Source organism: Alcaligenes sp. HNGD-HTN06 (genome assembly GCF_049932565.1).
Lineage (GTDB): Bacteria > Pseudomonadota > Gammaproteobacteria > Burkholderiales > Burkholderiaceae_B > Alcaligenes > Alcaligenes ammonioxydans.
On the sequence record NZ_CP187782.1, the window covers coordinates 1,844,001 to 1,870,770 of the forward strand.

The 26,770-nt window shown below is 51.2% G+C and carries 29 protein-coding genes; 13 read left to right on the forward strand and 16 right to left on the reverse strand.

Going from position 1 to position 26,770, the window contains the following annotated elements:
• The first annotated feature begins 1 nt into the window (after position 1).
• The 7 genes from ACOZ42_RS08405 (at position 2) to ACOZ42_RS08435 (ending at position 9,001) form a co-directional block, all read left to right on the forward strand.
• On the forward strand, positions 2-1,348 hold the full coding sequence (locus ACOZ42_RS08405) for a TraU family protein (RefSeq protein ID WP_426345826.1): 1,347 nt from the start codon (positions 2-4) through the stop codon (positions 1,346-1,348).
• Positions 1,349-1,367: 19 nt separating this feature from the next.
• A complete protein-coding gene (locus ACOZ42_RS08410) occupies positions 1,368-2,759 on the forward strand; it encodes an integrating conjugative element protein (protein ID WP_426344992.1) in 1,392 nt (463 codons plus the stop codon).
• Complete coding sequence (locus ACOZ42_RS08415) at positions 2,756-3,157, forward strand: hypothetical protein (protein WP_426344993.1); 402 nt, start codon at positions 2,756-2,758, stop codon at positions 3,155-3,157. Before ACOZ42_RS08410 ends, ACOZ42_RS08415 begins: the two co-directional genes overlap by 4 nt.
• 14 nt (positions 3,158-3,171) lie before the next feature.
• Complete coding sequence (locus tag ACOZ42_RS08420) at positions 3,172-4,800, forward strand: conjugal transfer protein TraG N-terminal domain-containing protein (RefSeq protein ID WP_426344994.1); 1,629 nt, start codon at positions 3,172-3,174, stop codon at positions 4,798-4,800.
• Positions 4,801-5,232: 432 nt separating this feature from the next.
• On the forward strand, positions 5,233-5,532 hold the full coding sequence (locus tag ACOZ42_RS08425) for a hypothetical protein (RefSeq protein WP_426344995.1): 300 nt from the start codon (positions 5,233-5,235) through the stop codon (positions 5,530-5,532).
• 518 nt (positions 5,533-6,050) lie between these two features.
• The gene (locus ACOZ42_RS08430; RefSeq protein WP_426344996.1) at positions 6,051-6,767 is read left to right on the forward strand and encodes a glycosyltransferase family 32 protein; all 717 of its coding nucleotides are present in this window, start codon (positions 6,051-6,053) and stop codon (positions 6,765-6,767) included.
• On the forward strand, positions 6,764-9,001 hold the full coding sequence (locus ACOZ42_RS08435; protein ID WP_426344997.1) for a family 16 glycosylhydrolase: 2,238 nt from the start codon (positions 6,764-6,766) through the stop codon (positions 8,999-9,001). Before ACOZ42_RS08430 ends, ACOZ42_RS08435 begins: the two co-directional genes overlap by 4 nt.
• A gap of 320 nt (positions 9,002-9,321) precedes the next feature.
• On the opposite strand, the gene ACOZ42_RS08440 is transcribed toward ACOZ42_RS08435, so the two are convergent.
• The 3 genes from ACOZ42_RS08440 to ACOZ42_RS08450 form a co-directional block, all read right to left on the reverse strand.
• The gene (locus ACOZ42_RS08440) at positions 9,322-9,648 is read right to left on the reverse strand and encodes a type II toxin-antitoxin system PemK/MazF family toxin (protein ID WP_321216509.1); all 327 of its coding nucleotides are present in this window, start codon (positions 9,646-9,648) and stop codon (positions 9,322-9,324) included.
• Positions 9,645-9,797 (reverse strand): antitoxin MazE-like protein, encoded by a 153-nt coding sequence (locus ACOZ42_RS08445; RefSeq protein WP_426344998.1) that lies wholly within the window; start codon positions 9,795-9,797, stop codon positions 9,645-9,647. Before ACOZ42_RS08445 ends, ACOZ42_RS08440 begins: the two co-directional genes overlap by 4 nt.
• A gap of 227 nt (positions 9,798-10,024) precedes the next feature.
• Positions 10,025-10,396 carry a hypothetical protein gene (locus tag ACOZ42_RS08450; protein ID WP_426344999.1) on the reverse strand — a complete coding sequence of 124 codons (372 nt, stop codon included), beginning with the start codon at positions 10,394-10,396 and terminating at the stop codon, positions 10,025-10,027.
• 152 nt (positions 10,397-10,548) lie between these two features.
• On the opposite strand from ACOZ42_RS08450, the gene ACOZ42_RS08455 reads away from it, so the two are divergent.
• From ACOZ42_RS08455 to ACOZ42_RS08480, 6 genes are all read left to right on the forward strand, one after another.
• Complete coding sequence (locus tag ACOZ42_RS08455) at positions 10,549-11,355, forward strand: SprT-like domain-containing protein (RefSeq protein ID WP_426345000.1); 807 nt, start codon at positions 10,549-10,551, stop codon at positions 11,353-11,355.
• 92 nt (positions 11,356-11,447) lie between these two features.
• The gene (locus tag ACOZ42_RS08460) at positions 11,448-11,936 is read left to right on the forward strand and encodes a PH domain-containing protein (RefSeq protein ID WP_426345001.1); all 489 of its coding nucleotides are present in this window, start codon (positions 11,448-11,450) and stop codon (positions 11,934-11,936) included.
• Positions 11,937-11,957: 21 nt separating this feature from the next.
• Positions 11,958-12,716, forward strand: coding sequence for a DsbC family protein (locus ACOZ42_RS08465; RefSeq protein WP_426345002.1), 759 nt, complete (start codon positions 11,958-11,960; stop codon positions 12,714-12,716).
• A 12-nt stretch (positions 12,717-12,728) separates the two neighbouring features.
• Positions 12,729-13,328: a hypothetical protein gene (locus ACOZ42_RS08470; RefSeq protein ID WP_426345003.1), complete on the forward strand. Its 600-nt coding sequence runs from the start codon at positions 12,729-12,731 to the stop codon at positions 13,326-13,328.
• Between the two features lie 11 nt (positions 13,329-13,339).
• Positions 13,340-14,233 (forward strand): hypothetical protein, encoded by an 894-nt coding sequence (locus tag ACOZ42_RS08475; protein WP_426345004.1) that lies wholly within the window; start codon positions 13,340-13,342, stop codon positions 14,231-14,233.
• Between the two features lie 104 nt (positions 14,234-14,337).
• Positions 14,338-14,658: an H-NS family nucleoid-associated regulatory protein gene (locus tag ACOZ42_RS08480; protein WP_426345005.1), complete on the forward strand. Its 321-nt coding sequence runs from the start codon at positions 14,338-14,340 to the stop codon at positions 14,656-14,658.
• Positions 14,659-15,111: 453 nt separating this feature from the next.
• Here ACOZ42_RS08480 and gapS4b read toward each other — a convergent pair whose 3' ends face one another.
• The 13 genes from gapS4b to ACOZ42_RS08545 all read right to left on the reverse strand — a co-directional run bounded on the left by gapS4b (position 15,112) and on the right by ACOZ42_RS08545 (position 26,263).
• Positions 15,112-16,242 carry a GapS4b family protein gene (gene gapS4b, locus ACOZ42_RS08485; protein ID WP_426345006.1) on the reverse strand — a complete coding sequence of 377 codons (1,131 nt, stop codon included), beginning with the start codon at positions 16,240-16,242 and terminating at the stop codon, positions 15,112-15,114.
• The gene (gene gapS4a, locus ACOZ42_RS08490; RefSeq protein ID WP_426345007.1) at positions 16,239-17,183 is read right to left on the reverse strand and encodes a GapS4a family protein; all 945 of its coding nucleotides are present in this window, start codon (positions 17,181-17,183) and stop codon (positions 16,239-16,241) included. Before gapS4a ends, gapS4b begins: the two co-directional genes overlap by 4 nt.
• Before the next feature lie 2 nt (positions 17,184-17,185).
• Positions 17,186-18,196, reverse strand: coding sequence for a nucleoid-associated protein (locus ACOZ42_RS08495; RefSeq protein ID WP_426345008.1), 1,011 nt, complete (start codon positions 18,194-18,196; stop codon positions 17,186-17,188).
• Between the two features lie 393 nt (positions 18,197-18,589).
• Positions 18,590-18,973: a hypothetical protein gene (locus ACOZ42_RS08500; protein ID WP_426345009.1), complete on the reverse strand. Its 384-nt coding sequence runs from the start codon at positions 18,971-18,973 to the stop codon at positions 18,590-18,592.
• A gap of 165 nt (positions 18,974-19,138) precedes the next feature.
• Positions 19,139-21,436 carry an SNF2-related protein gene (locus ACOZ42_RS08505; RefSeq protein ID WP_426345010.1) on the reverse strand — a complete coding sequence of 766 codons (2,298 nt, stop codon included), beginning with the start codon at positions 21,434-21,436 and terminating at the stop codon, positions 19,139-19,141.
• A gap of 112 nt (positions 21,437-21,548) precedes the next feature.
• Positions 21,549-22,175: a hypothetical protein gene (locus tag ACOZ42_RS08510; protein ID WP_426345011.1), complete on the reverse strand. Its 627-nt coding sequence runs from the start codon at positions 22,173-22,175 to the stop codon at positions 21,549-21,551.
• A gap of 81 nt (positions 22,176-22,256) precedes the next feature.
• Positions 22,257-22,598, reverse strand: coding sequence for a hypothetical protein (locus ACOZ42_RS08515; protein WP_003799880.1), 342 nt, complete (start codon positions 22,596-22,598; stop codon positions 22,257-22,259).
• A gap of 109 nt (positions 22,599-22,707) precedes the next feature.
• A complete protein-coding gene (locus ACOZ42_RS08520; RefSeq protein ID WP_003799878.1) occupies positions 22,708-23,265 on the reverse strand; it encodes a JAB domain-containing protein in 558 nt (185 codons plus the stop codon).
• Between the two features lie 280 nt (positions 23,266-23,545).
• Positions 23,546-24,661: a DUF6094 domain-containing protein gene (locus tag ACOZ42_RS08525; protein ID WP_426345012.1), complete on the reverse strand. Its 1,116-nt coding sequence runs from the start codon at positions 24,659-24,661 to the stop codon at positions 23,546-23,548.
• 1 nt (position 24,662) lies between these two features.
• Positions 24,663-24,968: a hypothetical protein gene (locus tag ACOZ42_RS08530; protein WP_426345013.1), complete on the reverse strand. Its 306-nt coding sequence runs from the start codon at positions 24,966-24,968 to the stop codon at positions 24,663-24,665.
• A 107-nt stretch (positions 24,969-25,075) separates the two neighbouring features.
• A complete protein-coding gene (locus ACOZ42_RS08535; RefSeq protein WP_426345014.1) occupies positions 25,076-25,411 on the reverse strand; it encodes a hypothetical protein in 336 nt (111 codons plus the stop codon).
• A gap of 189 nt (positions 25,412-25,600) precedes the next feature.
• Positions 25,601-25,909 carry a hypothetical protein gene (locus ACOZ42_RS08540; RefSeq protein WP_026484857.1) on the reverse strand — a complete coding sequence of 103 codons (309 nt, stop codon included), beginning with the start codon at positions 25,907-25,909 and terminating at the stop codon, positions 25,601-25,603.
• Between the two features lie 78 nt (positions 25,910-25,987).
• Positions 25,988-26,263 carry a hypothetical protein gene (locus ACOZ42_RS08545; protein WP_003799870.1) on the reverse strand — a complete coding sequence of 92 codons (276 nt, stop codon included), beginning with the start codon at positions 26,261-26,263 and terminating at the stop codon, positions 25,988-25,990.
• Positions 26,264-26,770: the final 507 nt, after the last annotated feature.

A 26,770-nucleotide genomic window follows, 5' to 3' on the forward strand; every position in this document is an offset into this window, starting at 1 on the left:
CATGTCTATCACTACTTTGCGCTTTAGGCACATGCTTGCGATTAGTTTGCTGGTACTGGCAACCGCGCTGCGGCCTGTTCAAGCAACAGCTGCCACAACCACGGCGGGCGTCGTCACCAATACGGTCGCAGCACTCCCCAGTTGCACGTCCTATCAGGTCAAAGGCATTTGCGTCTGGCTGGTCTGCATCCCGCTCATTGGCTGCTTCATCCGGACGTCGGTTCGGGTTGCACATTATGTGCCCGATGTCGTGATCAGCACCTACAACGATCCTCTGGCTCACCCTTGGGCTGAGGTGGGTAAGCCATTGGCGACGGCTATATCCTCAGTGGGATCAGCCGCAGTCGGCGCCCCAATCGATGCCTCAGCAGGAACACAGCGCGAAGGCACCGAGGTGACTACCTATAAGAGTGCGGATGCCATCGGCAACCCGGCAGGCTTGATTGCCAGTATCGCCGGCGGCTACATCCCCAGCTTTGGCAGTTCATTCCAGTTTCCAGGCTATAGCGAATTGTTGGCCTTCACTCGCACAGAGCTGCCTCGTATCGCGCAGTCTTGGAGACAAGTTCCTCAGCAACTGGGCAACGAGTTTATTGAAGCAGCCCGTGCCATGGCCAATGCACCAGCAGACATCATTTCCTCCGTCTCTGCATTTCCGGCAAAACTTGGCGAGTTGAGCTCATCGATTGGAAATTTGAGCAATGTTTTTGGTGGAAACGTCAGCACCCAAGCCATTGGTTTGTCCGGCGTTGATATGGTGGGTGCAGATTTTGGGCCTATCAGAGACATGGTGCAGATCGCTCAACGCCTGGGTGCCTCCGGTGGACTATCTGAGATGTTCTGCCCAGGCTCAGCGTCGGTGTTCAATCTGCATTTTCAGTCAGACATGGACGCGATGAGCTGGCGAGGGTTTTGGCCGCTAGAGATGCTCTACCCCCAATCATGGGTGCCTGGTACAGGGGAAGTAAGCACCTCGCCCCTTTCCACTACCTGGGGGCCTATATACCCACGTAACGGCGAGCTTGTGCAGTCACACCCAGTAAAGGCCTCCGCCGTGCTGGCCACGCGTGTCGGAAGCATCATCTCGCAATCGGCACAGCCCCACATTTACAAGCGTCTGCAACCCGGTAGTGGCTACAAGTACTTCCCCACCTCTAAGCCCACTACCTGGCAGATGATCTATCCGAGCGCTCAGCGGTCCTGCATGACCTTTGGTGCAGATGACTCGATGAGCCTGGCCAGCTTTGGCGATTACAAAACCGATGGTGCCGATGGCTATATGTGGAATATGTGGAACCACTATGACTGCTGCCGCATCCGTGGTGAGTTTTTATACAGCATCCCTTAAGCGAAGGACGAGAATATCTATGCAACAACCACAACGCCCGTTCACACTGCGCTTGAAACCAGCAGCCATGATACTGGCTCTTGCGTTGACCTCCATGAGCGTGATGCCCGACGCCTACGCGCAACCCGTACGCGGCGCTTCGCTGTATTACCGAATGGGAGGCGGCTCGCCCGGCGGCTCTGCAAATTATCGCGGCCAGGTCGCTCACAACTTAGGCTTTGGAGGAAATGCTCGACTGAACTATTCATGTGGCAAGTTTGATATAGGCCTATCTTGGGCCAACATCATGAACAACCTCAACAACCTGGGCCAGACGGTGACTGGGGCGATTCAATCTGGTATCGCTGCCCTCCCCTTGTACGTCTTGCAACGCGCACAGCCAGGCCTGTATCAGATTTTTCAAAACTATTCGCAAAAGGTGGATCTCCTGCTCGGGGCCAGCCTTAAATCCTGCGAAGAGATGGAGGCCATGGTCAAAGCGGGGCAGAACCCCTATGAGGATTGGATCAAGATGGCCAAAGGTGAAGGCTGGAAAATCAAGGCCTCTGCGCAAGGTGACATTTACCAGGCGAAAATCGACATTGAGAAAAATGAAGAGGCAAATAAAGCTGGAGTGCCATGGGTGTTTGGCCAGAATGCCGGGGGTGTAGGAGGCCGACCCATTGAGCCGGTGCGAGATCTCTCTGTGGCAGGCTATAACGCTACCCTCAACAAACCAATCACCGCATCGGAAACCACGGACTACAGTAATTCTCCAGCCGAGAAGAACTCTCGTCTGGTTCGTGCGTTTAAATCGCCGGCAGAACTTGCCCAATGGACAACCGAAGTCCTGGGGGATCAGAAGGTCTATACCTGCGGCCAGCATCACTGCCCCGCCCCAACCACGGTCGTGACCTCCAGCGGACTGGGGCCCAAATATGAAGCTGAAGTCGATTTCGTCCAGCCTAAGCTAGAAGCAATGGCCAACCCATCGAACTCGGCCACGTATGCCGATCTCGCAGAAATTTCAGCTCCTGGCTTTGCCGTGTCTCCCCAGTTGCTCGACTCATTACGGGCGATGCCGCCTGACACCCGCAGCATCGCTGTGAACCGCATTGCTCAGGAAATGGCGATGCACCGGGTGATCAATAAAGCATTGGTGGCGCGTAGCGTGTTGATGACAGGTCTGACCTTACCGGAGGTTACGGCCGCAGGAGATGCCATCCAAAACACCCAGGCTTCGGTCGATCGCTTAAGTGGCTACATTGACGACTTGATGTATGAGGCTCGGATCCGCAAGGATCTAACGTCCCAGACGGCATTGTCGATCATCAACACCCAGTCCGCCATTGACACACAATCACTGAACGTACCGGGTGGCAACCCTGTTGATCCTGCCCCAGCAGTGGGTGGACGGGTGCCTGGACTATGACACAAGTCTCTCTCACCAAAAAACGCAGCTGGCTGTGGCGAGCACTGATATGGCTCGCCAACGGTTTGGCCGGATTTCTCCTGCTCATTGGGCTGCTCGGCGCACTAGCGCAGTCGTTTATCGGACAGGAACATAAACTTCTGAGCCTTCTTGAGGGGACATCGTCAGTACGAGATATTGGAGCAATCGCGCAATGTCTGGCAGCACTACTCATTATTTGGCGCTGGCCAGCCGTCGTGCGCTGGCTCCAAGCCAGACATATTGTTCAAGGATTCGAATATGACGCCGTGCTGGCCAGCCGCCGCAAGGTGGCGGCATTTGCCACGCTGTACTTAGTTTTGATTCCGATTGGCCTTGACCGCATCTGGCGCTGGGTGACAGCGCTCATCGCGGCTTAGCTGGGGAATAAGCCATGCAACTAGACAGTTACCTCGAACTCTTTACCACTTTCTACGGGTGGGCTTTTGCCAATATTTTTGGCGAGATCGTGACCGGCACCGGCTTGGTCGTCATCCCCTTTCTAGTGGTAATCCTCAATGCCTGGCGCGAAGCTGGCCAGCGGGGAATGCAAGACATCGGCGTTATGGGGGTCATCAAAAGCGTACAAACGCAGCTCATCGTCATGTTGTTTGTGATGTCGGTCTGTTTTTTCACTTCGCCCATCACAAGCCTCACGTATGCGCGCTTGTCGTACGTGCCTCCTCCTTCGATTGATAACCCGAACCCTGTAGAGGCAACGCCTGGAGCCAGTGGCAGCACCTACGATACGGCACTACGCGATGCTATTGATGGAAGCATGAGCCAGGCCAGCGGGCTGAGTAACGTGCCCCTATGGTGGTATTCCATTATGTCCATCAGCTCTGGGATCAACAATGCCTTTCGCAATGGCATGAATAACTCCGGCTCTGATATGCGGGTTCTGGAGGATATGGCCAAGAATGCCACAATCGAAGACCCCGCGTTGCTCGGTGATGTGCAACGGTTTTATAGCGAATGCTTTATCCCGGCACGCAGTCAGTATTTGCGCAGCGATCGCAGCAGAATGAGTGCAACAGGCGCGTCAATCCTGGCAGAGTCAAATACCGACTATGGACCTACTGATGTGGATTGGATGGGCAGCCAGTTTTTCAGAACTGAGCCTGGGTATTACGCCTCCATGCGCAGCCGTGCTCCGGTCACCGGTTTTGCTATCGATTACTCCCGTGATACCGAATACTACGACCCATCAAGCGACGTGGATCCACAAGTCACCGGCGCGGTAAACCCAGAGTTTGGACGCCCAACCTGCAAGCAATGGTGGGAGAATCAGTTACGAGAGAAGCTGATAGACGGAAGCCCAGGTGTTCGAGCCTTCGCGTCGAGAGCGGCTAGTGTTCTCACGTTTACGTCATTCGATAAACAGAAGGATGAAGTGGCTAGACTGGCGTCAACCGCAGCCAATCCAGTCTTTGTCGATTTCGATCAAATGATGGGCACCCCTTATGATGCTGCCACAATCGCGGGTCGAACGATAACGGGCGCTGGGAGTACCCTCGGTGTAGGAGGCGCAGCTTTCATGGCCAGCATGGCTTGGATGCCATTGGTGACCTCGTTACCCATGATTCAGGCATTGGTCCTCATGGGTATCTACGCTTTTCTTCCCTTGGCCACTTTGGTCAGCGGTTTCAGTCTTCGGGTATTGTTCTTAGGAGCTATGGCCATTCTTACCATCAAAATGTGGGCATCGATGTGGTACATCGCCACCTGGATCGATGGCCACCTAATCAATGCCATGTACCCTGGTGCTCTGGGCAATATATTTGTCCAAGAAGCCATGATGATAGGTAAAGGAGCCATTCCAGCGGGCTACAAACGAATGGTGCTGAACACTATCTTATTGTCGTTGTATGTCGGGCTGCCAGTCATTTGGTCGTCAATGATGGCCTGGGCTGGGCTCAAAGTGGCGGGTGGTATCGATAAAATGGTAAGTGAAGGAGGAAACGGAGCAGCCAACTCGGGACGGCTTCCATTGTTAGGGAAGATTTTTGGTGGAAAGAAGTAAAATCTAATTGCTTAGTCACACCAAGCAAACACAACTTACTTATAGTTCTAGGAAGACGTTATGATTCCTAGAGCTCCACTTTATTTTTATCTGCTCTGACTTGACTCAGACAAATTATCGGTAATATAAAAAGTTTAAAAATAGATTTTTTATTAGAGTGTACAAATACACTAGATTGCAAACAGAACTTAAATACTCTTACTATGGCTTGATCTAGCAGGCAATAGCTGATCAAGTCTGGTGGATTTCAGAACATCTGCTTTCGGCCAAGAACAGCTCCTCGATCATGGATCTACCGTAGTCTCCAAAACCAAGAACAAGATTTTTTAGATACAGTAACAAATGACTCGCCTAATGAACGGAAGCTTCATACAGTGCTATGTCAGCTAGACATGCTTGATGCATTTCTTCTAACCGTTATTAGAGGTTTATATGTTTACGACTCCAATCATAATTGCGTATATTATTTGGTTTATTGGAACAACCATCATCATTTGTGTTGGACGCTTTTCTTCCAAAAATCGCGGATTGTTATATTCAGGTGGATTAGCTTTGTTAGGTGCGTTAGCTGGATATTTTGCAATTCACTATTTTTTTGAGACTGCTTTTCAATGCCAAAAGGCATCCTGCTGGGCGGAAAAAGTTAGTGCTGACGGCCTTGTGCAGTTCGTGCTCCTCACCTGGGGCGCAATGGGTGGTTCAATTATCGCTCGTGCTATTGATGTGAGGTAGCAAGCTACCCTAAAAGCTCATTCCGGCTGACCTGCATAGTATTGGTGGCTTATCTCTAGCGTGAGCGATTGTCTATAGTGGGTCGATAGCTGAACTGAAAGCTTGATACCAACCCACTGCTGCCATTCGTAATGTCCACAGCCACCTGCTGTGCAGCGATAGCGAACGTTGGTTGGTCGGTTCACGCACGCCCTACGAGCGTGCCTCGGTTTCGTCAGCGAGATCCGGGCCATATAAACGCTCGCGCGGCATGCACCGTGGCAGCAACAGGCGATAACCCGCGCATTTCTCAACGACACCACATCGTTGATTGCGCAAGATTTTTTTGTCACCCGAGAAAATCTAACTTGCTATTAAAACTCTTATACGACGAAAAAAGGCCATGAGAACCCATGCACCTCGAAGACGATAGCCCCAGTCATCACCGGCAACGATCAGACTTCTTTCGACGGCTTGTTCAAGCACCACCACCATCAACGGCTCCAGACAATCAGAGGCCATCAATTCCCAGGCGAATCGTGCAATACTGGCATGACTTGCAGGCGCTGCCTGCTGACGTGCTGGAGTGCATGAATTCTTGGTCGAAGTGGGGATCATGCGGATTCGAATACCGTATCTTCGATGCGCGCAGCGCGGCTCGCTTCATTGAACAATCGCTGGAAAGGGAGCATCTGCGGGCGTTCATGCGCTGCTACCACCCCGCGATGCAGGCGGACTACTTCCGATTGTGCTATCTCGTCATCAATGGAGGAATGTACGTCGATGCCGATGACGAGTGCATCGCCAACGACATCTCGGAGCTATTCGTCGGGAGCGGCGTTAAGGTTCAGCCACTTTGTTACGACATTACTACAGACTCGATGGTTCAGTGCGAGGTCTTCCTGCAAGCGGACACCAACTGGGACGGGTTGATTTTCTACGTCAATAACAACCCGTTGATCGCTTGCGAGGGAGACCCAATTATCAGTCGAGCACTTGAGCGTGCAACCCTGCGCTTGGACTGCGCAGCCGAGGATGAGCTGCTGGAGATTCAATCAACTACCGGCCCGGGCAACCTGTCACGCATCATCTTTGAAATGTGTGCGCAATGCCTTGATGATCACCAGCTGACCGTACTTCGGACCTGGGACTCGATCGGCATATCTAAGTGGCCGCTGAGCTATCGTGCCGACGGAAGAAACTGGCGAAGATCAAACGGGAAACGGTTTGCCTTTGATGGGGAGGGGGCACCATGAACCTCTTCAAGCCGCTGAGGGGCATCCGTCACCTATTGCACGCCATGTTCTTGCGCTTGCGCGTGCTGTTTCCGAAACAAACGGCCAACGCGTTCGGCCCCGTGGACGGAGCCTACTCGGGCAGGATCAGCGATATCTATGTGATTAACCTAGATCGGCAGCCGCAGCGATTGGTGGCTGTTTTCCGAGAGCTAGACCGCATCGTGGATTGCACGAGGCAGCCACTGTCAAAGCGACTTATCCGGCACGCAGCCTGCGACGCGCGGGCCCTACCGGCGGCGACACTTGCTGGTGTAGAGATTGAGCCCTACTACACGCTTGCGGATCAATTATCCGTCGACCCGTACCCACAAGTTCTACCGGACACGTTCGATCTGACTCGCGAGATCCGAATGAGCAATGCAGAAATTGCGGTGGCTCAATCTCACATTGACATTTGGAAGAAGATAGCCTGTTCTAAGGCACAATACACGCTGGTGCTAGAGGACGACGTGTGGTTCGAACAGAGCTTTGGCCGCCTTGTCGATACTGCGTGGCAGGAGATGCGAGAGAGCGACGGGACCGATCCTGACTTTGACGTGCTTTACTTATCGTTCAAAGAAGTGAAGCACGGTGCTCCCAAGGTTGCACTCTCGCGCAGCGTCTTTCGGCCAGAGCGTGGGCTTTGGTATCTCTCGGGCTATGTACTGTCAAAGCGTGGCGCTCAGCGGCTTCTTGCACGCCTGCCGTGTCGTGGACCAGTCGACCTTTGGATCAACCAGCAATTCTCAGTAATAGACGTTCGCGCTCTGTGCCGCTCTGTCATTCCTCAGCGCGTCGATCTGCTGTCCACGAACTCCTACTCAATTCTCCCCGTCTTAAGCCAGATTGGGGTTCTTTCCGATACAGCGCCTGGGACGTTCCATCAGCGTCCCACGGAAACACCGGTGTTTGCCTTTGGCTCTCAGAGCATTGGCCTATCCTCCCTGGCTATGGCCTTGTCTATGCTGGGCTATCGTTGCTGCAGCGACTTGGACGAACTTCCACCTATGGAGAGAGATCGCTTGCTTCGAGGTCAGAGCGGACGCGTTTTTGATGCCTACGTGAATGTCGCGGCGCTTGAACCTCACATCGCGCAGCTCAAGGAAAGGTATCCGGGGGCAAAGTTCATCTTCGTCGGTAAAATCCCGAAGATCTTACCGCTGCCCCCTGAGAGCGTCTTGCACCAGCCCGCCTTCCCCGAGGGCTGGGTAGAACTGTGCGAGTACTTGCGCTTGCCGCCACCCAGTGCCAGCTATCCTTACGCTGCGGAGCGAGGCTTTCGTCGTCTTCGCCTTCCTCCATCCGCAGGTGAAAGACAAGCAAGAGGCAAGCGGCTGAAGCATGATGTTTCGCCGTGGGTTGTTCCGCTATCGCACCACTGGCACGGTATCGACGTGGAGCAATGCGAGCCTAAGCCGTGGTGGGAGGCAGCTCGCGCTCGGTTTGACGACCATTTGAGCGAACTAGACATGTCTCGTTGGCTGCTGCGCGACGATACGTTCCCTGGAAACCTTGCACTCTTTAGACCTGATAGCGTGCGAGTTCTGCCTTCTGGTGGTTTAGATTTGGTGGTCGCAAATGCGTCGCTTGGTGTTCGTGAGCTAAGCGCAGGCGCTGTTTCCAGCCAAGGGCGGTTCCTGTATGGACGCTTTGAAGCAACTTTGAGAGCGACCAACATTCCTGGCCTAGTCTCGGGCTTTTTCCTCCACAGAGACCTTCCGCGCCAAGAGATCGATGTGGAAATCGCCGGTAATCGTCCAGACCTGATGCTGGCCAATGTCTTCTTCAACCCGGGCTGCGACGGCGCAAAGTTCGACTACGGTTACCGGGGCACACCTTTTGCCATCAAGCTCGGGTTCGACGCCTCTGAAGCGTTCCACACCTACGCAATCGAGTGGGCCCCTGACGAGATCCGATGGTTCGTCGACGATCGCCTTGTGCATCGGAGAGTTCTCTGGGATCCTACGCCGATTCCCGATCTGCCCATGACGCTGCATGTCAATACCTGGCCGACACGGTCCGAGGAACTTGCAGGAAGACTTGTATGCGAGTCTTTACCCGCTGTTGCTACGGTTCGGCGAATCATGGTGGATGCGAATAGCACCGACGTGCAGAATACCGCTGTCTCGGACAGTGAGGAGTTAGGGGGGGCTAGTCGATACGGTACAAAAAGCATAGCCGACATCCTAGTGAGAGAGGAGCCCGGCGCTTAAGGGGCCGCTTTCAGACTCAGCCGTTCGCCGTTACGAACCAGACGACAGCTTTTGGCCGAAAAAGTCTCCGAGGAATTACTCAGTCACTCACGATCTCCCCAGTAGAACTCCCAGCTAGGATCCATCCGATCCAACGGATCGGGGACTTCCGGTGCAGCCATATTGTTCCGATTCTCCCTGCTACTTGAATTAATCAACAACAGAAAGAAATCAACTGCGAGTATCACTCCTATCCATGCCACCTTGGCAAGAAAAATACTTCCATGTCGAGCTAGCTTCAAAGCATATTTCATATACCTCCGCCCTCCTCACACTCCGTATTACTTAGCGATTCCCAAGAAAACAGCAAGGCACCGTTCAATTTCCACCAGTGTATCAGCACTAATAGATCCAAAGGCTTGGCCAATCTTATCTCGTTTAACGGTCAATGCCTTATCGATCATGATTTGTGATGGTTTTTGTAGACCATTTTCTGGGTCTGGCTGAATGCTAATGCGCAATAAGGGCGCATTCACAATTGTGCTGGTCACTGGAAGTACAGTGACCGAGGAATGGGCAGCAAATAAATCCGCCTGGATCACTAACGCAGGCCGAGGCTTTCCAAAATCCCCTTGCATTGCAACAGTAACTAGATCCCCACGTCTCATTCTGTCCAACCATCCAGGTCAGCCATAGCCTCATCCATAAAATGTTCTGTATCCACATCGGTCTTGTCTGCCTTGGCTACCCGCTGCGCCTGGCGGCGGCATTCCGCCGCAAAATCAGGCCGACGTGTATCAGGCACCCAAAGCTGCACTGGGCGCAATCCTGCTTGCCGGAGGGAATCCCGGTGCTTCTGAACTCTCGCGTTTACATTTGCCATCTTGACCTCCATAACTATGCACTTATAGTACGGCCATCACCCGTTACATGCAACATGCTTCGACAGTTGTATGCAACGCCAAGACAAGGCCCCTTGAGTTCGTGATCGATAGCCCAGCGTCCCCCGCTCAAGCCGAAACAGCCATCAATTACATCACCCCATCAACGGAGCTTGCTTCGTGCCTGTTGGTTCCGCTCTTGCATCACCTGCATTACTTCCTCATGGGTGTACAACCTGGCATTGGGATCACTGACTTTACCCAGAGCTTCTTCAACCTCGCGGGCCATCCGCTCGTATTCCTCCGGCCATAGCACCTGCTCCATGCACAGCGACGCCTGCCCCAGCAAGTGCAGCAGGCCGAACAACCGCATGTCGTTGGTCGCGACGATATGATCCCGAATCCGTTCCTGTATTGCTACGCTGGCTTGGTGTGCCGCAGGCGTGGCCGTCCCTTCGTAGTCGGTTGGGAATTCCGTTTCCTCAGCAATCCGTGCCCAAATGCTGGCCAGGGCCTCAATGTTGGATGTACTCATTTCATTCCATATAGGCTTTAAAAAACTGCAGTTTCAGGAGCACGAAATCTCATGCAGTGACTAGGTTAACTGTCTCCAACCTCAAATTTGGCCAATACTTAGACGCTAAATATAGTGTATTGTGCAATACAAATACATATTTCAAGACCCCTATGAACAAGAGAACGGTACCGACCCACCAAACATATACCGAGCTGCAGCAGGCCTACGATCATTTCAATGACGCCCTGTTCGACGGCAAGCTGCCTAACTGCCTGATTACATTGCAGCGTGAGAAACGCTCAATGGGCTATTTTTCAAGCCAGCGATTTGTAGATGCTCAAGGCACCTATACAGACGAAATAGCGATGAACCCGGCCTACTTTGCCGTCGTGCCCTTGATCGAAACCATGCAAACTTTGGTACATGAAATGTGCCATCTCTGGCAATTCCATTTCGGCAAGCCTGGGCGTGGCAGGTATCACAATGATGAGTGGGCCTCGAAGATGGAAGCGATTGGACTGATGCCCTCTTCGACTGGCCAACCTGGTGGCGCTCGCACTGGCCAACTCATGGCTGATTATGCGATTGAGGATGGCAAATTTGTGAAAGCATGCGCCGATCTGCTCACCCAGTCATTTTGTCTGACCTGGTACGATCGCTTTTCACATGCCGACGCACCTCGTAGCGCCGCTGAGCGCTTGGACAGCTCAGTAGGAGGAGGAGCCCCTCCATACATCGCGCTTCCAGCACTCACTCAAGCCTTAGCATCCAGTGCCACCTCCACGAGCAACGCCGCCCAGGGCGACGGGAGTATGCCCGTAAAGCCCACCGGCAATTCAAACCGATGGAAGTACGTCTGCCCATGCGGCACAAGCGTCTGGGGTAAACCAAAGTTGAAGATTATCTGCGGATCCTGTGAAAGTACATTCACATCGCCGGACGCCGCTCGACTAAGCGCCAACAGCGAATCGGCCTAGAATTGATTTAAAGGCTTGTCAAGTCGAAACCCTTGGTTATGTGCCCAAGGGTTTGAACAGACACACACCTCATGCGGCCCTACAGTGGCCACATGGACCCATTCGACACCCCTCCTCCACTATCGCAGGCTGCTGCCAGCCACATTGCGCCTCCTGCTTCTACGCGAGAGACAGAACTTATTTGGGCGGGCACAGAAGGCCAGCTGGTCAATCTCGGCTGGTTCATTGTCGCCATCCTGTTTTGCTGGCCAGTCATTCCTGTCCTATGGGCGATATACCGTTATCTTAAAGTTGCCAATCATCGATATGAGCTAACGAACCAGCGCTTGCTTGAATACAGCGGAATCATCGTCAAGCATGTTGAAACCCTGGAGTTATATCGGGTCAAAGACATAGCCGTTTCAGGCACTCTCCTTCAAGCATTATTTGGCCGTGGCCGTGTCATTTTGCAAACCACCGACGTCTCCACGCCAACAGTCCACTTGAGCGCTATTACCAGCCCACAGCACGTATCCCAACTTCTTCGTGACGCGGTAGAACATTGCCGCGTAGCCCGTGGCGTACGCGCCTTTGATTACTGAAAACCAGGAACTTGCCAAACAATGACCGCGCCTACCTCTTCTCGTTCTCCTCTGCTGATGCGACTCGTTGCCAGCGCAAGCCTTGGTCTGGGCCTGGCCACAGCATCGTGGGCTCAGGAAGTACCGCCTGACGTACAAGCTGCCATCGAGCAGCACACTCAAGGGTCTGTACCGATCGATAGCATCTCCACTACACCTATTCCCGGCATGTACCAGGTCGTCAGTGGCAACGAGATTTTCTATAGCGACTCGACCGGACGGTACGCATTTGTCGGGGGGGCCCTCATGGACATGAAAGACCGCCGCGATGTGACCGCACCAGCCCTGGAGAAGCTCAACACGATTCCATGGGAATCACTACCGCTAAGCCAAGCTATTGTGGAAGTTCATGGCAACGGACAACGCAAGATGGCCGTCTTTGAGGATCCGCTTTGCCCTATCTGCCGCGTGTTCACAAAATTCGTCGATCAGCTTGAAAACGTAACGGTCTATCGATTTGTCTTTCCTGTTATTGACCCGCAATCAGCCCCCATCGCCCGCAAAGCCTGGTGCTCGCCAGATCGAAACACTGCCTGGAACATGGTCATGAATGGACGAAACATAGACGGTCGTGAAGACTGCGACATTACTGGGCTCGTGGAGATTTTAAAGTTCGGAGAAGCAAACAATATCGCTAACACACCTACAGTTATATTGGGGAACGGAAAGCGGTTAGTTGGCGCAACACCTCCCGAGCAATTTATTGCAGAATTAGATGCTTCTGGAATAACCACACATTAAGGGATATAAAAAATGAAGTTTTTAAAACTAGCGGGCTTATATTTTTTAGTATCGCTATCCTTTTCTGGTATTGCAAATGCGCAATCAGCAGCAAAACCAGTATCTTTTCCAGCCAATCTCAAATGGTCCCCTATGACACTAGTTGGGTTCAATACTGGAAATATGGAAATGCCCCACGCTTCACGTGCGGAAATCAGCCTGGCCCGCTCAATTTGGGACAAGGAAATAGAATCCACAGGCCCCGGCATTAAACCGAACACCAAAAGCCCATCTTTTATCTTACTGAAAGCCTTTTCAGCAGGAAATGAGCAATTTGTTTTTTCGATTTTTGACTCAGGCTTCTCCAACGGCTGCATCCCACCGGCCAATGGCCGTGGCATCGAGGATATGTACTCGATTTGCCCTATGCGAGTGACTCAGATGAATACCACCCAATCCGCGTCACAAGACTTCCCTGAATACTGCCACCTCTACCCCGAGCCAGCAGAAAAACCAGGTGAAATCAATCAGTCTCAGATCGCCTTTGATGCCAACACTATGACTGCATACTTCCGCACTATTCAGTACGGTAAACATGTGGCTGCCTGCGATCGAACTCTGCGTATCCAATAACGGGGGCATCAATGAGGATCTTCAAGCAGTTGTTACCAGCCTGGCTTGTAAATGCGGTCTCGGCAGTGGCAATTGCAGCCGCACTTGTCACTGCAACACAAGTGGCTGATGCTATTCGCAACTCGCCAAATGCGAGCCCATGGCTTAAGGCAAATGCAGATGCCGTTGGCCGCTTGGCCATGTTTGAGTCCAGCGGCCAGCTTGATGTCTACAATGGCTCCTGCTGCACTGGAATCCTGCAGATGAATAAGAAAAACATCCGAAAATATGCGGAAACATCGCCGGAGGACTTCAAAACCTGGGATCTGCAAAGTCAAGTTGATGCCTGGTCCAAGCTCACCACTGAAGCTATGCAAGCACGGGCGCCCAAGACTCTTGCTGGGCTGGGAACCTTCGATGGCCGAGAAATCGATGGTGATATGGTACTGGCATGCGTCCAGCTCGGAATCGGGAATTGCCAGAAAATGATCAACTCAGGCAGTTGTAACGGCTTTGCGGATATCAATGGGACGACCATCTGCAAAATGGCTGACCGTATACGAAATGGCCCGCCTACGGGTAATAACGGCGATCCAGTAGACGACATCATTCAACCCAACCCTGATCAAGGTGGCACCTACAGGCCACCCGTCGATCCGTGCATCCGTGAAGGTGAAGGCTGCCTGCCTTTAACCGAAAGCCTGGAGCAAGGATTTGCATCTGGATCTGGCGTCAGCATGGGTAACTTGCGACTCATCATTTTTGCGACATCCACTGCGTTTGTTATCCTTATCTTGATGTCGTTTATTACGGCGCTTTTTCGTAACTACTCAACTGGTTCAATCGAAAAGGTTGAGCTTGTAAGTGGCGTACAGAAAACCATCATGATCGGAATGTCATTCATTGTTGTGATGTCGTTGCTCTAACTCCAGCAAATCAAAAATAGCTAGGTCGTGTATATTTGGTCAATCTCCGTTTTAGAAAAGCCACCTTTCAGTTTAGTCAGTTGAGAGAAAACAATGAGGACTACATGAGAAAAGAATTTAACTCCGTCTCCGAAATAAAAAAAGAAATTACTCGACTGCAACGTGATGCCAATAAAATTAAACAAAAAATAAGATCTAAAGTAATCAGCGATATTCTTCGATCAATGAAGGAGCACGACCTGCGCCCTGAAGATATCGTTCAGGCGTTTCATCACAAGCCATCACGAACCAAAGCGGCATCAAAAATCAGATATCAGCATCCAGATGGCCATACCTGGACTGGTAGAGGGCGCACACCAATGTGGATCAAGCAGATCGAATCGGAAGGTCGCTCCAGGGAAGACTTTGCAGTTAACAGTGACTGAACCCAATCTTAAAAGGCAGGCATCATACTAGACCTGGAGCCAGATTGACCGATGCACATGCGCTCGATGGATGTCTCATTTCAACACTGTTCTTATGGAAACGGCGGCGCCGGACTTCTATAGCATGCGTAGCCATAAATGCTAGGTTACGCAACCAGGGAAGACCTACCGCTGCGTCAAGCCTAATCCGCCAAGACAGCATATAAGCATTCATAGTTGTGAACACTCAACAAAATCTAAGGCCTGGCAGAAATCCACCTGGGAGCCCCATCCGTCGACGCTATTGGCTCTTGCCCCCTTACGCAAGAATAGCCTCTTCGCCATGTAGAGATAGAGTCTTTTAGCATGCTCAAAACGTCTTCTTGGTTGGCGTGGCCGAACCGTAACGGGCAATTACGTTTTCAAGGCTTAATCAGTCTAGACCTGCCAGCTAAGTATTTACAGTTAAAGACCTTACATTCTTTCTGTGACAATACGCTCAAATTGGGTCTCAACTAGACCTCTAACGTGACGTGAAATCTGAGAATTAAGCTCTTTTTTAGAGTCAGAATTAACTGTGTGATCGTAAGTGACCCTTAGTACCTCAAAAGTAAGCTCTGCATCATCCTTCGCAGACTCAACTCTCGAAGGAGTGCTGAAAAAGAAGCTCACTCTGAATTCACCAGAATTTGCGGCTGAAGCGTATCCAAAGGTGACATCCATTCGTTGAACGTGGTAATAGGGATAATACTTTTCATCGGAGATAAGGAAGATGTCATTCAGTTTTTCGCCATCGATTTTTAGGCGCTTAACCGTTTGATTCATCCATGAGACTTGGGGATCATTGGGCAGCGGAGGGCCTGATGCATCGCGATTAATTTCCATTTCGTTTACGCTACCCTTAGCGATGAAACGCCCATACCCCCCAGTCAACCTTTTAAAGAACCGGACCCTCTCAACGTTCGTGAAGCTGTCAAATGTGATCCGTCGCTCAATTTCGCTCTTTGTGATGCCAGATTCTTTGAGCACCTTGGACATGCGAGCGGTCATCCGCCTACTCGCAATCTCCGTTTCCTTGGAGGAATGGGTTGAAGAAAAATCTAGCTTCAAACTCCCTCCTTGAAGTTCGATAGCTACTTCTCCATCAAAGCGTAGTTCTCGCTGCGTCCAGTCCTTGCTGAAATCTTTGCGAACGATAGAAAAAGGAATCCGAACCTTATCCTTGCCCTCGACAATAACTCCTGGCGTATCGATTACTTCGATATTCGCAATGCCTACGAAGGGATTGAAATCAGAGTCAAAGAGCTGCTTGAGTGGCGTAATCCAATCCACACCTGAGGCGACCAAGTCGAGAGCGGATACTTTAACTTTAGGTTTTGAGTCACGATCCACCGATGCCTCAATTAAAGCGGAATAGCCTGATGGCGTTAGTAGTGTGGCCGCTAAAAGAGGCACTGTAATCGACTTATCGTTGCTCCCGGAGAATATTCCCTTTGCCTTTAATACCGAATTAACTTCTCCATATGAGATGTGCTCACTATTGAGTAGCACCCTAAGTTCGGCCCCCAATGGAATTAGGTAGTTAGAATCCAGAACCTGCTTCATTGCGGTGCCTCCTGAAGAAGATCAAGAATCGAGCGATTGAATGAGAAAGGGGAGATTTTCTCTGGACGGCTATGAAAAGCGAGTCGCGCCTGAGCAGCTACCTCATCATCACGTGCCGGATTGTAGTTTGGCATACCGATTTTGATGCTGGTTATCAATCCTGACGCAAAGCTCAACCCATATGCCATCAAATTCTTGTATGAGGTGGAATCGAAGCTCTCGTTGGCATAGATGATTAACTCTTTTGTCCCATCTACCATCAAAACAGCGGGGATGATATCTGCAGCCAGCAGTTCAAGCGGAAGCTCTTTTCCTGTTCTCATCTCATCAACTGTTATTGATGTTCCGATGCGCGGATAGAAAAACTGATAATCACCATCCGTAGAACGCCTACGCAAATCGTCCACCACCTTCAGAAGAAATGTTGCCCGGCCGTTGTCAACCACATAAAATGGTGCATCAGTATTTAAATCAAGTCGGGACGGCGCCAGATCACTCAGAATGCTCTTTTCGATGTCTTCATGATCATTATGAAGCCAGATAAGAAGACCTGCGTGATATCGATTTTTTTTAGCCTTGAAGTTTGTGGCAATCTCGCGCAACGTCTGGTTGTACTTGGCGCATTCAATTGTCTGCTCTAACTCCTTAAGGTGCGCCTTGAATTGCGCCCTTAGTGTCCCCTCCTTTGGATAGCTACCGATGATGTTTTTGTTGGAAACATGAACAAAGTCAGTCCTATCGTCATGAAAAGGATTGTTGTAAAGATAAATTTGATCCTCGCCGTGACTTTGACGTTGATTCCCTTTGTCGTTGACATGAGTTGGCGTGTTGCAGCTAATCGAGATATTGTGGATTAAATGTTTCCAGCCGATCCGCTCAAGTAGCGCGCTGGCTAATGTCTCGCCGATCTCTCCCGATTTTTTTGATTTCTCCCCAGCCATCGCTACGCCCCTTTTACTTGAATGTCCACAACAACTCGAAATCCACTCTTGGTAGATTTCACGTCAATTGATGATATCTTTGCATCTGGGTTTGATACCAATAGACTGACTCCTTCCGCTATGCGTGCCTTTGTGACAACTTCTTTTGTGTATTTAGCTAGACGCTTGCTCTCGATCGGTAGGTCAGTATCTAGAGTGATGCCATATCTGAGACGGGTACCGACGAGAAGCTTATCTATGCTTTCATCATCAATGTAATTCTTTGAAATCCGCCGAAGATCTGTCAACGACAAAGATTCTCTCTCGGTGAGTAGATCCTCTACTTGTCGAGCGAACTCCAACGCATTACTCGGTGTCTCTACCTTGTTGGAAATGGCCTTAAGCAACGCTCCAGCCACTTGCGCACATTTTTTGGGTGTTTGGGCGGGAGAGGCTTTTAGGAAGTTTTCAATCCAGTACTTCGTCTTTTGACTGAGATTGTCAATCACAAGCACCTTGAGACTGCCTGAGAGGACAATTGCGCCTTTCTGAATCTTATCGAGAGATATACCGCTTCGCTCGATCACCCGGATGACACCTTCTTCCTCCCCAACATCTAGATAATCATCCTTCGTTTCAACTCTGAAAAAACCTAGAGCCTGGAGTACGTGCCCGTCGATTCTGATGTCGTCAAAAAGAATCACAATAAATTCCCCACCCCCTATATTTGGGTGACTGGAGCAGCTATATAGATGCTTTGCTATCGCCTCGCTACTTTCCTTGAACTTTTCCCGGTGGGAAAACACACTGGCAGCATAGTGATTGATGATGTTTAGGGAGATATCTGATTCATGAGCCAAATAATACTCTTGACCATTCCGTACGACCGGGGCCAAGAGATTTCTTAACAGGAGGTCGTCTAGTGTACTGGATCGTTGACACTCTATTTTCGATAAATTGAGTCCTTCATCCCTAATTTTGTTTCCAACCCTGTGAACAATGACTTTTAAAACCTTCGCTGAACTTATATCCATTTTTACACTTCTCAATTAAGTGGAGACTTTATCTGACATGTTATTTCTTGTTGGCTTAATGGAGGGGCTAGATTAGATATAGCATGACCTTTTTGGTCGTCTCAAATAGCACGCTCGCCAAGGTATAGATTGGATGGCGTATGACTCAATCCATGACTTGGAATCCAGGTTCCGCAAATTAGGCCCGGGCACACAAGGCCGACTACGGATTGTAATATAGGGTAATTTTTAGTCCAGCAGGCAATCTTCTGGTTACTAGCGGGCAGAGCTTTACAGGCTGCTTTTGAACTTGATGGGCCGCTCCTGGCCGAACTCAGTCCTTCACTGTAACCTCAAGTCAGGACAAAGCATGATGGGTAATGCCAAGTCAAATCTGCTTTACTAAAAATTGCTTCAAAATCCACCGCGCACTCCGAAAAGTTGGGTGATGAGCGGGTGTTTAGCTCCAAATTCTCTAATCTTCTGAGTCGTTTCCTTCCGTATATTCATTGCTGCGGTGACTGGTGACAATAGCTCTTTCGCCTTCTGCTTACCATATTTTGCAACTCGCTCTTCGTGTCCAAGCCCATCCTGAGGCTGAGCAGTTTGTATACTTTCGTATGCAGCCTGATCCGCCTTTATCAAAGCTTCGTACTTGCTTAAAAGTGCCTCACGCTCGCTCTTTGTGTAGAACTCATCAGCAAGTTTGAGTATGGCAAAAATCTTCAATGGCTTCTGGATTTCGGCTAGCGCCTTAACGATCTCCTGAGCTTGATCCACTCCTTTGTTAAACGACATTCGAATCTCTCCAATTTTCAATAAATAGATAAACAATTGATTGGTCGAGCAAAACGCTTTCCTAATGCTAGCCACTATAGCCAATATTCCTTCTAAAAATACATATCGTCTGTCGACAAAAAAATGCCCCTCACATAGAGGGGCAAAGTAGGAGTGATGTCAAGGCTAAGCGTTGGCCAATAACTGCTTTGCTAACTGCACTTCGATACTGTCACCGGCATCATTCAGAACATCCAAGCCACAATCAGGCATATCCCCTGACGTTGACTGCGTAACAGCGATCTTCTTGGCCATCAGCCTTAAACACTCCACCTGACTGGAGCCCGAGTAGCCTAAGAACACGACCTTGACTGGATGCTTCTGGCCAATCCGCCATGACCGCCTAGCCGCCTGCATTAACGTGTAGACGTTAAAACCAGACTGCATAAACACAAGCGTAGGAAACTCCAGCAGATCCAGGCCAGTCTTGACCAGCTCAGGATTGGTGACAAGGACGTCAATACCCCGCTCCACCTGGTCTCCGACCCAGTCTTCACGGCGAGCTGCGTCAACAGAGGCACGCAACACCGCAACTTTGAAGCCGTGCATCTCCAAATGTGCCTTGAGACGCGCTGTGGTGTCACGTGTACCCGAGTAAATCGAGTACACCAGCACCTTTCTTCCTTGGGCCTTCTCCTGTTTGCATAGATCCAAAAGCTGTTGCTCTTTGGGGGTAAGCTCAGACTCCTGAAAAACAGGCCCTTGAGAAAACAAGACTGCCTTACTTCGAGGGTGCCGGACGGTTTCTAGGCGAAAGCAGCACTCTGGCCAAGCCAGTAGCGTATTCATCACAACCCCAAGCAAGCTATTGTCCTTCTGGGCCAACGCCTTCTTGAGCTCGTACACCAGGTGCTTTGCCATGCGCTGATAGGCCTCATCCTGTGCCTGGCTCATTGGTACGTTAATGAAGTGCTCGTCATAGTCAGGCAAGACGTTCTGGCCAATGTCGCGCAACTTCAAGAAAACGGTGATCGGCACTACATACCGCATAATGCCAACCGGACCAAAGCCAGGAGCTTTACTGGTCCGTACCGTCATCTGCTTACCTTTAGCGGTGCGATGCGATGGGCCAGTGCTTTCCTTGTACACGTCTTTGAGCACGCCATGCTCACGCATGAACGCCATAGCTGCGCTTCCCATTGACCCATTACGAGCAGGTTTGAAGCCATCTTGAATCATCTGTGTCGGATTTATTCTCCACAAAAGATGAAACAAGTCATCGGCATAGCCCCCCATCAGTGTCCCAGTGAGCAGCAGTGTTTTTTGGCATTGGCTGGCCAGCACGCCCATGGCCTGGCCTTGGGCTGAGCCCTCATTTTTGTATTCATGGCCTTCATCTACAACCAAAAGACCGAAATACCCACGAGGCAAGTAGCGTTTGATGAACTCAGTGGCTTGATAGCCCCCCTCCCCTATACTGAACTCAAAGGACGCGAGGGATCGCTCCATACGCATGGCCTGCCGATCGGAGAAAACAAGCTCGCCAGACTCATCCATGAGGTTGAGAAACTCATAGACGTTATCGTCGAGCATTCCCCCAAGCAGATCCTCTCCAAAAATCGAGAGCAACTTGCGAGCGGTTTTATCTCCGATCGTCGGCATTTGCTTCAAAGCACCCAACACCAGATCGTGCATGGAGTCGATACGCTTACCTGCACGAATCAACGTCCAAAGCGTGCTATCGCAGTGGCTGCATTTGCAGCGTCTATCAGCAAGCATGAGTGCGGCCGCCTCAACGGAGAGCGGCATCATTTCACCATCCGCATTCTCACGTTCGATGGGTTCCATGCAATCAGGGCAGCAAGCAAACCTAAACCGTTGACCATCTTGCAATACCTGGCGAGTCAAAAATGCCGGTTTCCAGTGAAACCCCATGCGCATACGCACACGCCCAAGCACAAAGAACTCTGGCTTGCTGGTTTTCAAACCGAGGGCATTTCGTAGCGCCAACAGTTTGCGTAGCGTACCTGGCCCATTCAGAATCCAAACCTTGGCGCCAGGCACGGTGGCCAGAATCTCACGTCGCCACTTATAGACCAGGTGAGGCGGCGAAACGATCAGGGTACGTGGATGTGTACTCTGCATTAAAGCCGCAACACATATGGCCATCATGGTTTTGCCCGTGCCCATATCCGCATTGAGTACCGCTGCCGGTTCATTGTGATCCAACAACAGCTTCACAACGGCGTGTACAGCATGCGCCTGGGCTTCAAATGGCTGACGAGTCAGATTGTCCAGAACGTGTTGCCGCGCACGCCAAACGGGAGTTTGAGTGTCCAGGTCCGGATCGTAAATAGGCGGGTTCTGGCGACGGACTTGCTCCAACAAGCCCTCACCAAACTGATCAATAAAATTGGCCAGAGGCATATGCAGCTCATCGGCATCTTGCTCTGGGGTATCTAGCTGGGGATGTATAGCGCCCATACTGGCTCTCCACAAAAGGGATACGGGGAGCCAGCGGGGCTGCTCCCCGCATGGGTTAGAAAAAAATGTAGAAAAGGCTGGATCCGGTAATCAGCCAATCAGCTTAGAAAAACTACAACTGCAAACGTAGGCGCCCTACCCTGACCCCATCAGAGATGAAATCAAGAAAATGCTCACTTAGGCTCACCCGAACTGCCTTGACAGGGCCAAGCGTGGGATACAGATCGCTGCCCATTATCTGCACAGCGTGCTTATAACGGCACCACGCCAAAACCTCTGCACGCCAATGGTCCAGAAGGGCCACCGGCGACAAGCTTTTGATCAGTTGCCAGGCACGATCATCAAGATCATGCTCCTGAGCCTCGTTAAGGCTGGCCAGGTCGCTCTCTGCTGAGTAGTGAAGAGCCCAACCGATTCGATTCGCACGGTCTGGCTCCTGTAGATTCTTGTCAAATACCCACAGTTGCCCCAGAGGACCAAACAGGTTTTGCTTAGGCAACCTGCCGGTGTGTTTGCCTAAGCGATCCACACCGCCAACCTCCACTAAGTGGCGTTGGCCATCATCGCCGCGCAAGTGAAAGCGTTGTATACCGCCTTCCTTATTGCCCAACTGCATCGCAGCCATGAATTGCATCAGCGATCCATCGCGTCCATACAGCGAAACGAACAAAAAGCGACCGTCCAACTCTCGGATGCAGGCATCTGCCCAGACTTCAGGAAACTCCTCTACTTGGTACATCACCGAGCTCCATAGTTATGCGACTGGCCCCTTCCTCGCAAAAAGGAGGAAGAGGCCAGGCCGCGCCGTTTAGAGAGATGGTCAAACCGAGCGCACGGCAAATGAGCCGTTAGCTTGATGGGTGATGTCTCGATTCCCCACGTTGTTCCAGGAATCGCGTTCGACCTCAGTGAACATATTTGCTGGCACAGTGATTTTGAGCCGGTGCAACACCGCTTTAAAGTGCTCCAGGCTCAAACCAAATGGGTTTGATTCATAAAGATTGCTATACAGATACTGATCATCGAACGCGGTCACGTCCGGATCAACAAAATCCGCCCGCTTTTCGATTACCAGAAAATAATGACCTAAAGGTCTATCCCAGCCCAAGAGCACAGTGACGGGATGATCCTTGTACGTGGTTTCAAAGTAATGACGACTCATGACAAACTCCAGAAAATGAGTCGCAACGCCCCATAAGGGCCGCAGCGACCCCATGGGTACAGGTTAAAAACGCCCAAATGCGGGCTAAACAAACAAGAAATGACTCAAGTTACAGGTCGCCGTGCTCAGCGAACGAATAGCTAGTTGTGTCTGCTGAAGGCCCGACGATCAAATGGTCCAAAACCCTTACGTCGATCAGCTCCAATGCGTTTTTCAGCCGCTGAGTGAGTTGTAGATCTACCTGGCTAGGCTCTAACCTTCCGCTTGGATGGTTGTGAGCCAAAATGATCGCGCCAGCGTTGCTCCTGACCACCTCTTTAACGACCTCACGAGGATAGACAGCCGTTTGACTCAGGGTGCCGTGGAACATTTCTCGATACTGGATCAAGCGAAGTTGGTTGTCTAAAAAGAAGACAGCGAAAACCTCATGTTCTAGGCCAGCCAAACGAGCGACAGCATAGCGTTCCGCAATGCTCGGGGTTGACATGGGAGCTCCCGAAGGCACTAAAGACACAATCGCCTCACGTGCGGCCTCCAATATCTGCCCTGGAGTCGCCAACACGTAGTGCCCATGCGCATCAGCAACATGCAAATGCGCGGGTTCAGGCGCTGCCTGAGCGTATACAGACGGCGCGATGGGTAAAATCGACGTATTGAAAGAAGACATGGGTATCTCCAAAAAGCTGGAGACATCCGGCCCCTTGAGGACGGATGTCCCCAAGGGATAAGACGAGGCTACTGACATGCCATGCATGACGGCAGCAGATAAGAAAAACTACCCAGGCAGTCAAAGACCACCTTGATGCGTTTACAGGGTTGAACGCACCTATAGAAACCTCTTTAGGCTTGATGAGAAGGTTTCCCCAAATGGCCTGGACCAGGCCCCTTGAGGAACCCTTCTAATGAAGGGTGAATAGCGCCAACCATTGGCACTGAGGGGTAAAGCATCAGCTGATCTTCACTATCTGACCAAGCCGATGATCGGCAGTAAATTCAATTGCATTGATCGTAGGCACAAACTTATCCAGCATCGTGATGGTCTCTGAGACATTCCCTTTCTCATCCACCTCCAGGTTCTGGATACGTTCTTTCTTCTTAAAGGTATCCCCCTTTATCAGAAAAATCCGGCCGTCTTTCGATTCAATGCAGCCAGTCACCTGGCCGGCCGCCAGCGCAAGCGCCAGGTGCCATTGAGTCATCGTACGAAGCGGTCTTCTGTGACTGGTCCGCACCTGAGAGAAATGAACATCAAAGCCTTGCCACAATAGACTCGCCTTCCATGTATTGAGCTCGTCTTTCAATTGAGCGGCATCGATTCGCACCGCATGAAAGTCAAGCTCCGCATCAGCTGCTGGCACCTGGTAGGGCTCATCATCCCAGACCTCTGGCAATACTTGATCTACGAACTCTCCGGCCTGAGCCTGCGCAAGCCAATCAAGAACGCTTTTACGTGGATGTGTGCTTCGGATTTTGGTCCCGAAGATCACACATTGTTTGAATTGCTGTTCGGGGGCCATAAAAAACCGCAAATTGTCGAAATTACGGGCCAAAAATGTCCGAATCTCAGCATCTAAGGCGTAATACGGAATGATGTAGATAAGCACCCCACCCTCAACCAGGAATGATGCCGTTTTCTTTAAGAATGTGCGCTCCAGACGCTCGGCCTTGTCAGAATCAGCGTTGGCCAGGTTCGCTGCATCACTGATCCCAAACCCGTAAGGAGGATTCAGAAACAGTAGGCCAATACTGCGAGCCTTAACCACGACGTCATGAAGGTCCGCGTGAATAACCCTATCTAAGAGGGTTTTCGCGTGCCAGGCCCGTTCCTTATCAAACTCAACACCCAGAGCCTCAATGCTTACTGAATCTTCACCAGCACGCTCCTGAAGGCCAAGACGAATGTCAGCCAGTGCCGCCCCTTCCCCGCAACATGGGTCAAGCAAGCGCATAGGTCTTGATGCTGGCATGAGGAAGTGTTGAATCCGCTGCAAAGTCTCGTCATCGGTCGGGTAGTACCCGGCTTTGACGAAGTTGCGAGCCAAGCGGGTGAACAAAAGCGCCATTTCACACCTCCTGAGCATCAATGAGCGAGATCTCACGTCCAAACACCAGGCCTGCTGTTTCAGGTGAAGGCTCGCCATTCTGAGATATCCACCAACTGGGTGGTTGAAGGGGGTAAACAAGCAGGCCAAGGTATGGACCTTGTGAGGCAAAGCAAACGATTCTGCATTTACCAATATTGTTAAACCTGACCATCACAGTTTCGCCAATGGCTGGAACAGGTTCTGGCCCGGTCCAGATCAGTCGATCATCGGTACGGTTTCTGTCAGTTGTGTAGAGCGGTAAGGTGAAATAACGAACAACGATCATATGGGTCTCCGAAAAATACACGACGAGAGACCCAGACGGATCGTCCCGCCGGGAAAGTGATAGCGATAATGCAAACCCATTCAGATGGGTTTGCATGGGTTAGAGGATCAGTACTCCGATGGCAATGTCAGCGTGGTGCAGGATCGATCCGATTCTGTAACGATCCAGATTTTGAGATGGTCATTGACGCGATACGACGACATCAGTCGCCCTCCACACGCTAGAGACCGCTGGTTAAATCGCCAATCTTCGTGGCACAGATCGCCCCAATCACCAATAGCGTGACGAGCCAGGTACTCACAAGCGTTGATCGAGCCTTCTTGATCCAGCTTGGTAACACCTGGCGTAGCCACAACCACACCGAGCTCAAAGCGTGGCAGCACATCGGCAAGAGGCGAGAGATCGAAGGAATCCCTGCACACTGGTTGAGTCTGTTCAGTCATAGTCGGCCTCACTAAAAATGCGCAGGCCATACCCATGCGGGTCTGTGCCCGCAGGGTTGAAAATGGAAAAACAAAAGAAAAGCGAATGTCACCAAGCCTATGAAAGACCTGGCATACATTCGCTAATTTGGAAGAGCGCACTCCTCATTGGGCACACAGAGGTGTGCTGAAATGGTCGCGTGCTAAACGCTAGGGCATGAACATCTTCATGCCGCTTAAGATCAGACCGGCAAAACCAGCCAGCATCAAGCCAAGACGGATGGTCATATCCCGCTTGGTCACCTCGATGTCTTTTCTGGTCACCTCAATGTCGTGCTTCAGTTCAGTGCGAAGCGCGGCAATGTCGTGTTCAACCTTGGCTGTCCACTTCTCCAGCACTTGATCAAGTGTGAGTGCCATAGCACCCTCCATTGCGATGGCCACCTTTTCGGCAACCTCTTGCTTCATACCGGCATCAACCAGGCCCTGCCGCAGCAGGAACAAGTCAGATGGACTCATTGACATATAGTACCCCTTAAAAAATCAAGAGGGCTATCAACCCGCGAGGGTCAAAGCCCCCAAGGGTCAGTTAAAGAATCAAGCGGCTACCGCTGTAGCGCCGAATCGCAGCCAATGAAGTGCTTGCAGACGCTGCTTGAGATCACCTGGCAAGCGTTGGGCCAAATCTTGTCGAACAGAGCAACCTTGGACCAGACGTACGAACGAGCACACCTGTGCGGGTGCCAACTCATGTCGAACAGCCAGAAACTGCTCAAATCCCTCTTCATTCGCCTGGGAAAGCCAGTCATTAAAGAGGGAATGCAGACTCTTGCGCTGAGCCGTCGTGATAGGGAAAAAATGCAGTTGAGCCATGATCGTCTTCCAAAAAATGGGGACGACCAAGCCCCAGGGGACACGGTGTCCCCACGGGGTTAGTAAGAAGCGCAGGTTAAATCTGCGTGAGTGAATAAAGCGAGTTACCCAGGCAGCACTTACTGCCTTGGCGCGTTTACAGGGTTGAACGCACCTGATTGAAACCATCGTTGGTTTGCTTAGATGATTTCCCTTGCAGGCCTGGCCTGATTGTCCTGGCTCGCAAGGGAACCCATCTAGGTTCCGGGCTTACATAACAAATTAAAATTCATACCCCCTCACTCCCCTTGGTGGATCCAAGGTGTGCATCACCGAAATGGAGGTCCTGGTGACAAATGAAACGGCGCGCAAGTTACGTGGCTGATTTTGCTATCACCAGCTCCGGCTTAGCGCAAAAGCTGCGGGCGCATGGGGACGCCGCCTCCCAGATTCAACGATGCACCAATGCACTGTGCGGTCTGGCTCATGGTCTCGATCGCATCAAGAACATAAGTCAAACCGCCACCT

Excerpts from the sequence above, each read along its gene's own strand:
- ACOZ42_RS08405 (WP_426345826.1), top strand. The coding sequence starts at position 2 with ATGTCTATCACTACTTTGCGCTTTAGGCACATGCTTGCGATTAGTTTG.
- ACOZ42_RS08410 (WP_426344992.1), top strand. The coding sequence starts at position 1,368 with ATGCAACAACCACAACGCCCGTTCACACTGCGCTTGAAACCAGCAGCC.
- ACOZ42_RS08415 (WP_426344993.1), top strand. The coding sequence starts at position 2,756 with ATGACACAAGTCTCTCTCACCAAAAAACGCAGCTGGCTGTGGCGAGCA.
- ACOZ42_RS08420 (WP_426344994.1), top strand. The coding sequence starts at position 3,172 with ATGCAACTAGACAGTTACCTCGAACTCTTTACCACTTTCTACGGGTGG.
- ACOZ42_RS08425 (WP_426344995.1), top strand. The coding sequence starts at position 5,233 with ATGTTTACGACTCCAATCATAATTGCGTATATTATTTGGTTTATTGGA.
- ACOZ42_RS08435 (WP_426344997.1), top strand. The coding sequence starts at position 6,764 with ATGAACCTCTTCAAGCCGCTGAGGGGCATCCGTCACCTATTGCACGCC.
- ACOZ42_RS08440 (WP_321216509.1), bottom strand. The coding sequence starts at position 9,648 with ATGAGACGTGGGGATCTAGTTACTGTTGCAATGCAAGGGGATTTTGGA.
- ACOZ42_RS08450 (WP_426344999.1), bottom strand. The coding sequence starts at position 10,396 with ATGAGTACATCCAACATTGAGGCCCTGGCCAGCATTTGGGCACGGATT.
- ACOZ42_RS08455 (WP_426345000.1), top strand. The coding sequence starts at position 10,549 with ATGAACAAGAGAACGGTACCGACCCACCAAACATATACCGAGCTGCAG.
- ACOZ42_RS08460 (WP_426345001.1), top strand. The coding sequence starts at position 11,448 with ATGGACCCATTCGACACCCCTCCTCCACTATCGCAGGCTGCTGCCAGC.
- ACOZ42_RS08465 (WP_426345002.1), top strand. The coding sequence starts at position 11,958 with ATGACCGCGCCTACCTCTTCTCGTTCTCCTCTGCTGATGCGACTCGTT.
- ACOZ42_RS08470 (WP_426345003.1), top strand. The coding sequence starts at position 12,729 with ATGAAGTTTTTAAAACTAGCGGGCTTATATTTTTTAGTATCGCTATCC.
- ACOZ42_RS08475 (WP_426345004.1), top strand. The coding sequence starts at position 13,340 with ATGAGGATCTTCAAGCAGTTGTTACCAGCCTGGCTTGTAAATGCGGTC.
- ACOZ42_RS08480 (WP_426345005.1), top strand. The coding sequence starts at position 14,338 with ATGAGAAAAGAATTTAACTCCGTCTCCGAAATAAAAAAAGAAATTACT.
- gapS4b (WP_426345006.1), bottom strand. The coding sequence starts at position 16,242 with ATGAAGCAGGTTCTGGATTCTAACTACCTAATTCCATTGGGGGCCGAA.
- gapS4a (WP_426345007.1), bottom strand. The coding sequence starts at position 17,183 with ATGGCTGGGGAGAAATCAAAAAAATCGGGAGAGATCGGCGAGACATTA.
- ACOZ42_RS08495 (WP_426345008.1), bottom strand. The coding sequence starts at position 18,196 with ATGGATATAAGTTCAGCGAAGGTTTTAAAAGTCATTGTTCACAGGGTT.
- ACOZ42_RS08500 (WP_426345009.1), bottom strand. The coding sequence starts at position 18,973 with ATGTCGTTTAACAAAGGAGTGGATCAAGCTCAGGAGATCGTTAAGGCG.
- ACOZ42_RS08505 (WP_426345010.1), bottom strand. The coding sequence starts at position 21,436 with ATGGGCGCTATACATCCCCAGCTAGATACCCCAGAGCAAGATGCCGAT.
- ACOZ42_RS08510 (WP_426345011.1), bottom strand. The coding sequence starts at position 22,175 with ATGTACCAAGTAGAGGAGTTTCCTGAAGTCTGGGCAGATGCCTGCATC.
- ACOZ42_RS08515 (WP_003799880.1), bottom strand. The coding sequence starts at position 22,598 with ATGAGTCGTCATTACTTTGAAACCACGTACAAGGATCATCCCGTCACT.
- ACOZ42_RS08520 (WP_003799878.1), bottom strand. The coding sequence starts at position 23,265 with ATGTCTTCTTTCAATACGTCGATTTTACCCATCGCGCCGTCTGTATAC.
- ACOZ42_RS08525 (WP_426345012.1), bottom strand. The coding sequence starts at position 24,661 with ATGGCGCTTTTGTTCACCCGCTTGGCTCGCAACTTCGTCAAAGCCGGG.
- ACOZ42_RS08530 (WP_426345013.1), bottom strand. The coding sequence starts at position 24,968 with ATGATCGTTGTTCGTTATTTCACCTTACCGCTCTACACAACTGACAGA.
- ACOZ42_RS08535 (WP_426345014.1), bottom strand. The coding sequence starts at position 25,411 with ATGACTGAACAGACTCAACCAGTGTGCAGGGATTCCTTCGATCTCTCG.
- ACOZ42_RS08540 (WP_026484857.1), bottom strand. The coding sequence starts at position 25,909 with ATGAGTCCATCTGACTTGTTCCTGCTGCGGCAGGGCCTGGTTGATGCC.
- ACOZ42_RS08545 (WP_003799870.1), bottom strand. The coding sequence starts at position 26,263 with ATGGCTCAACTGCATTTTTTCCCTATCACGACGGCTCAGCGCAAGAGT.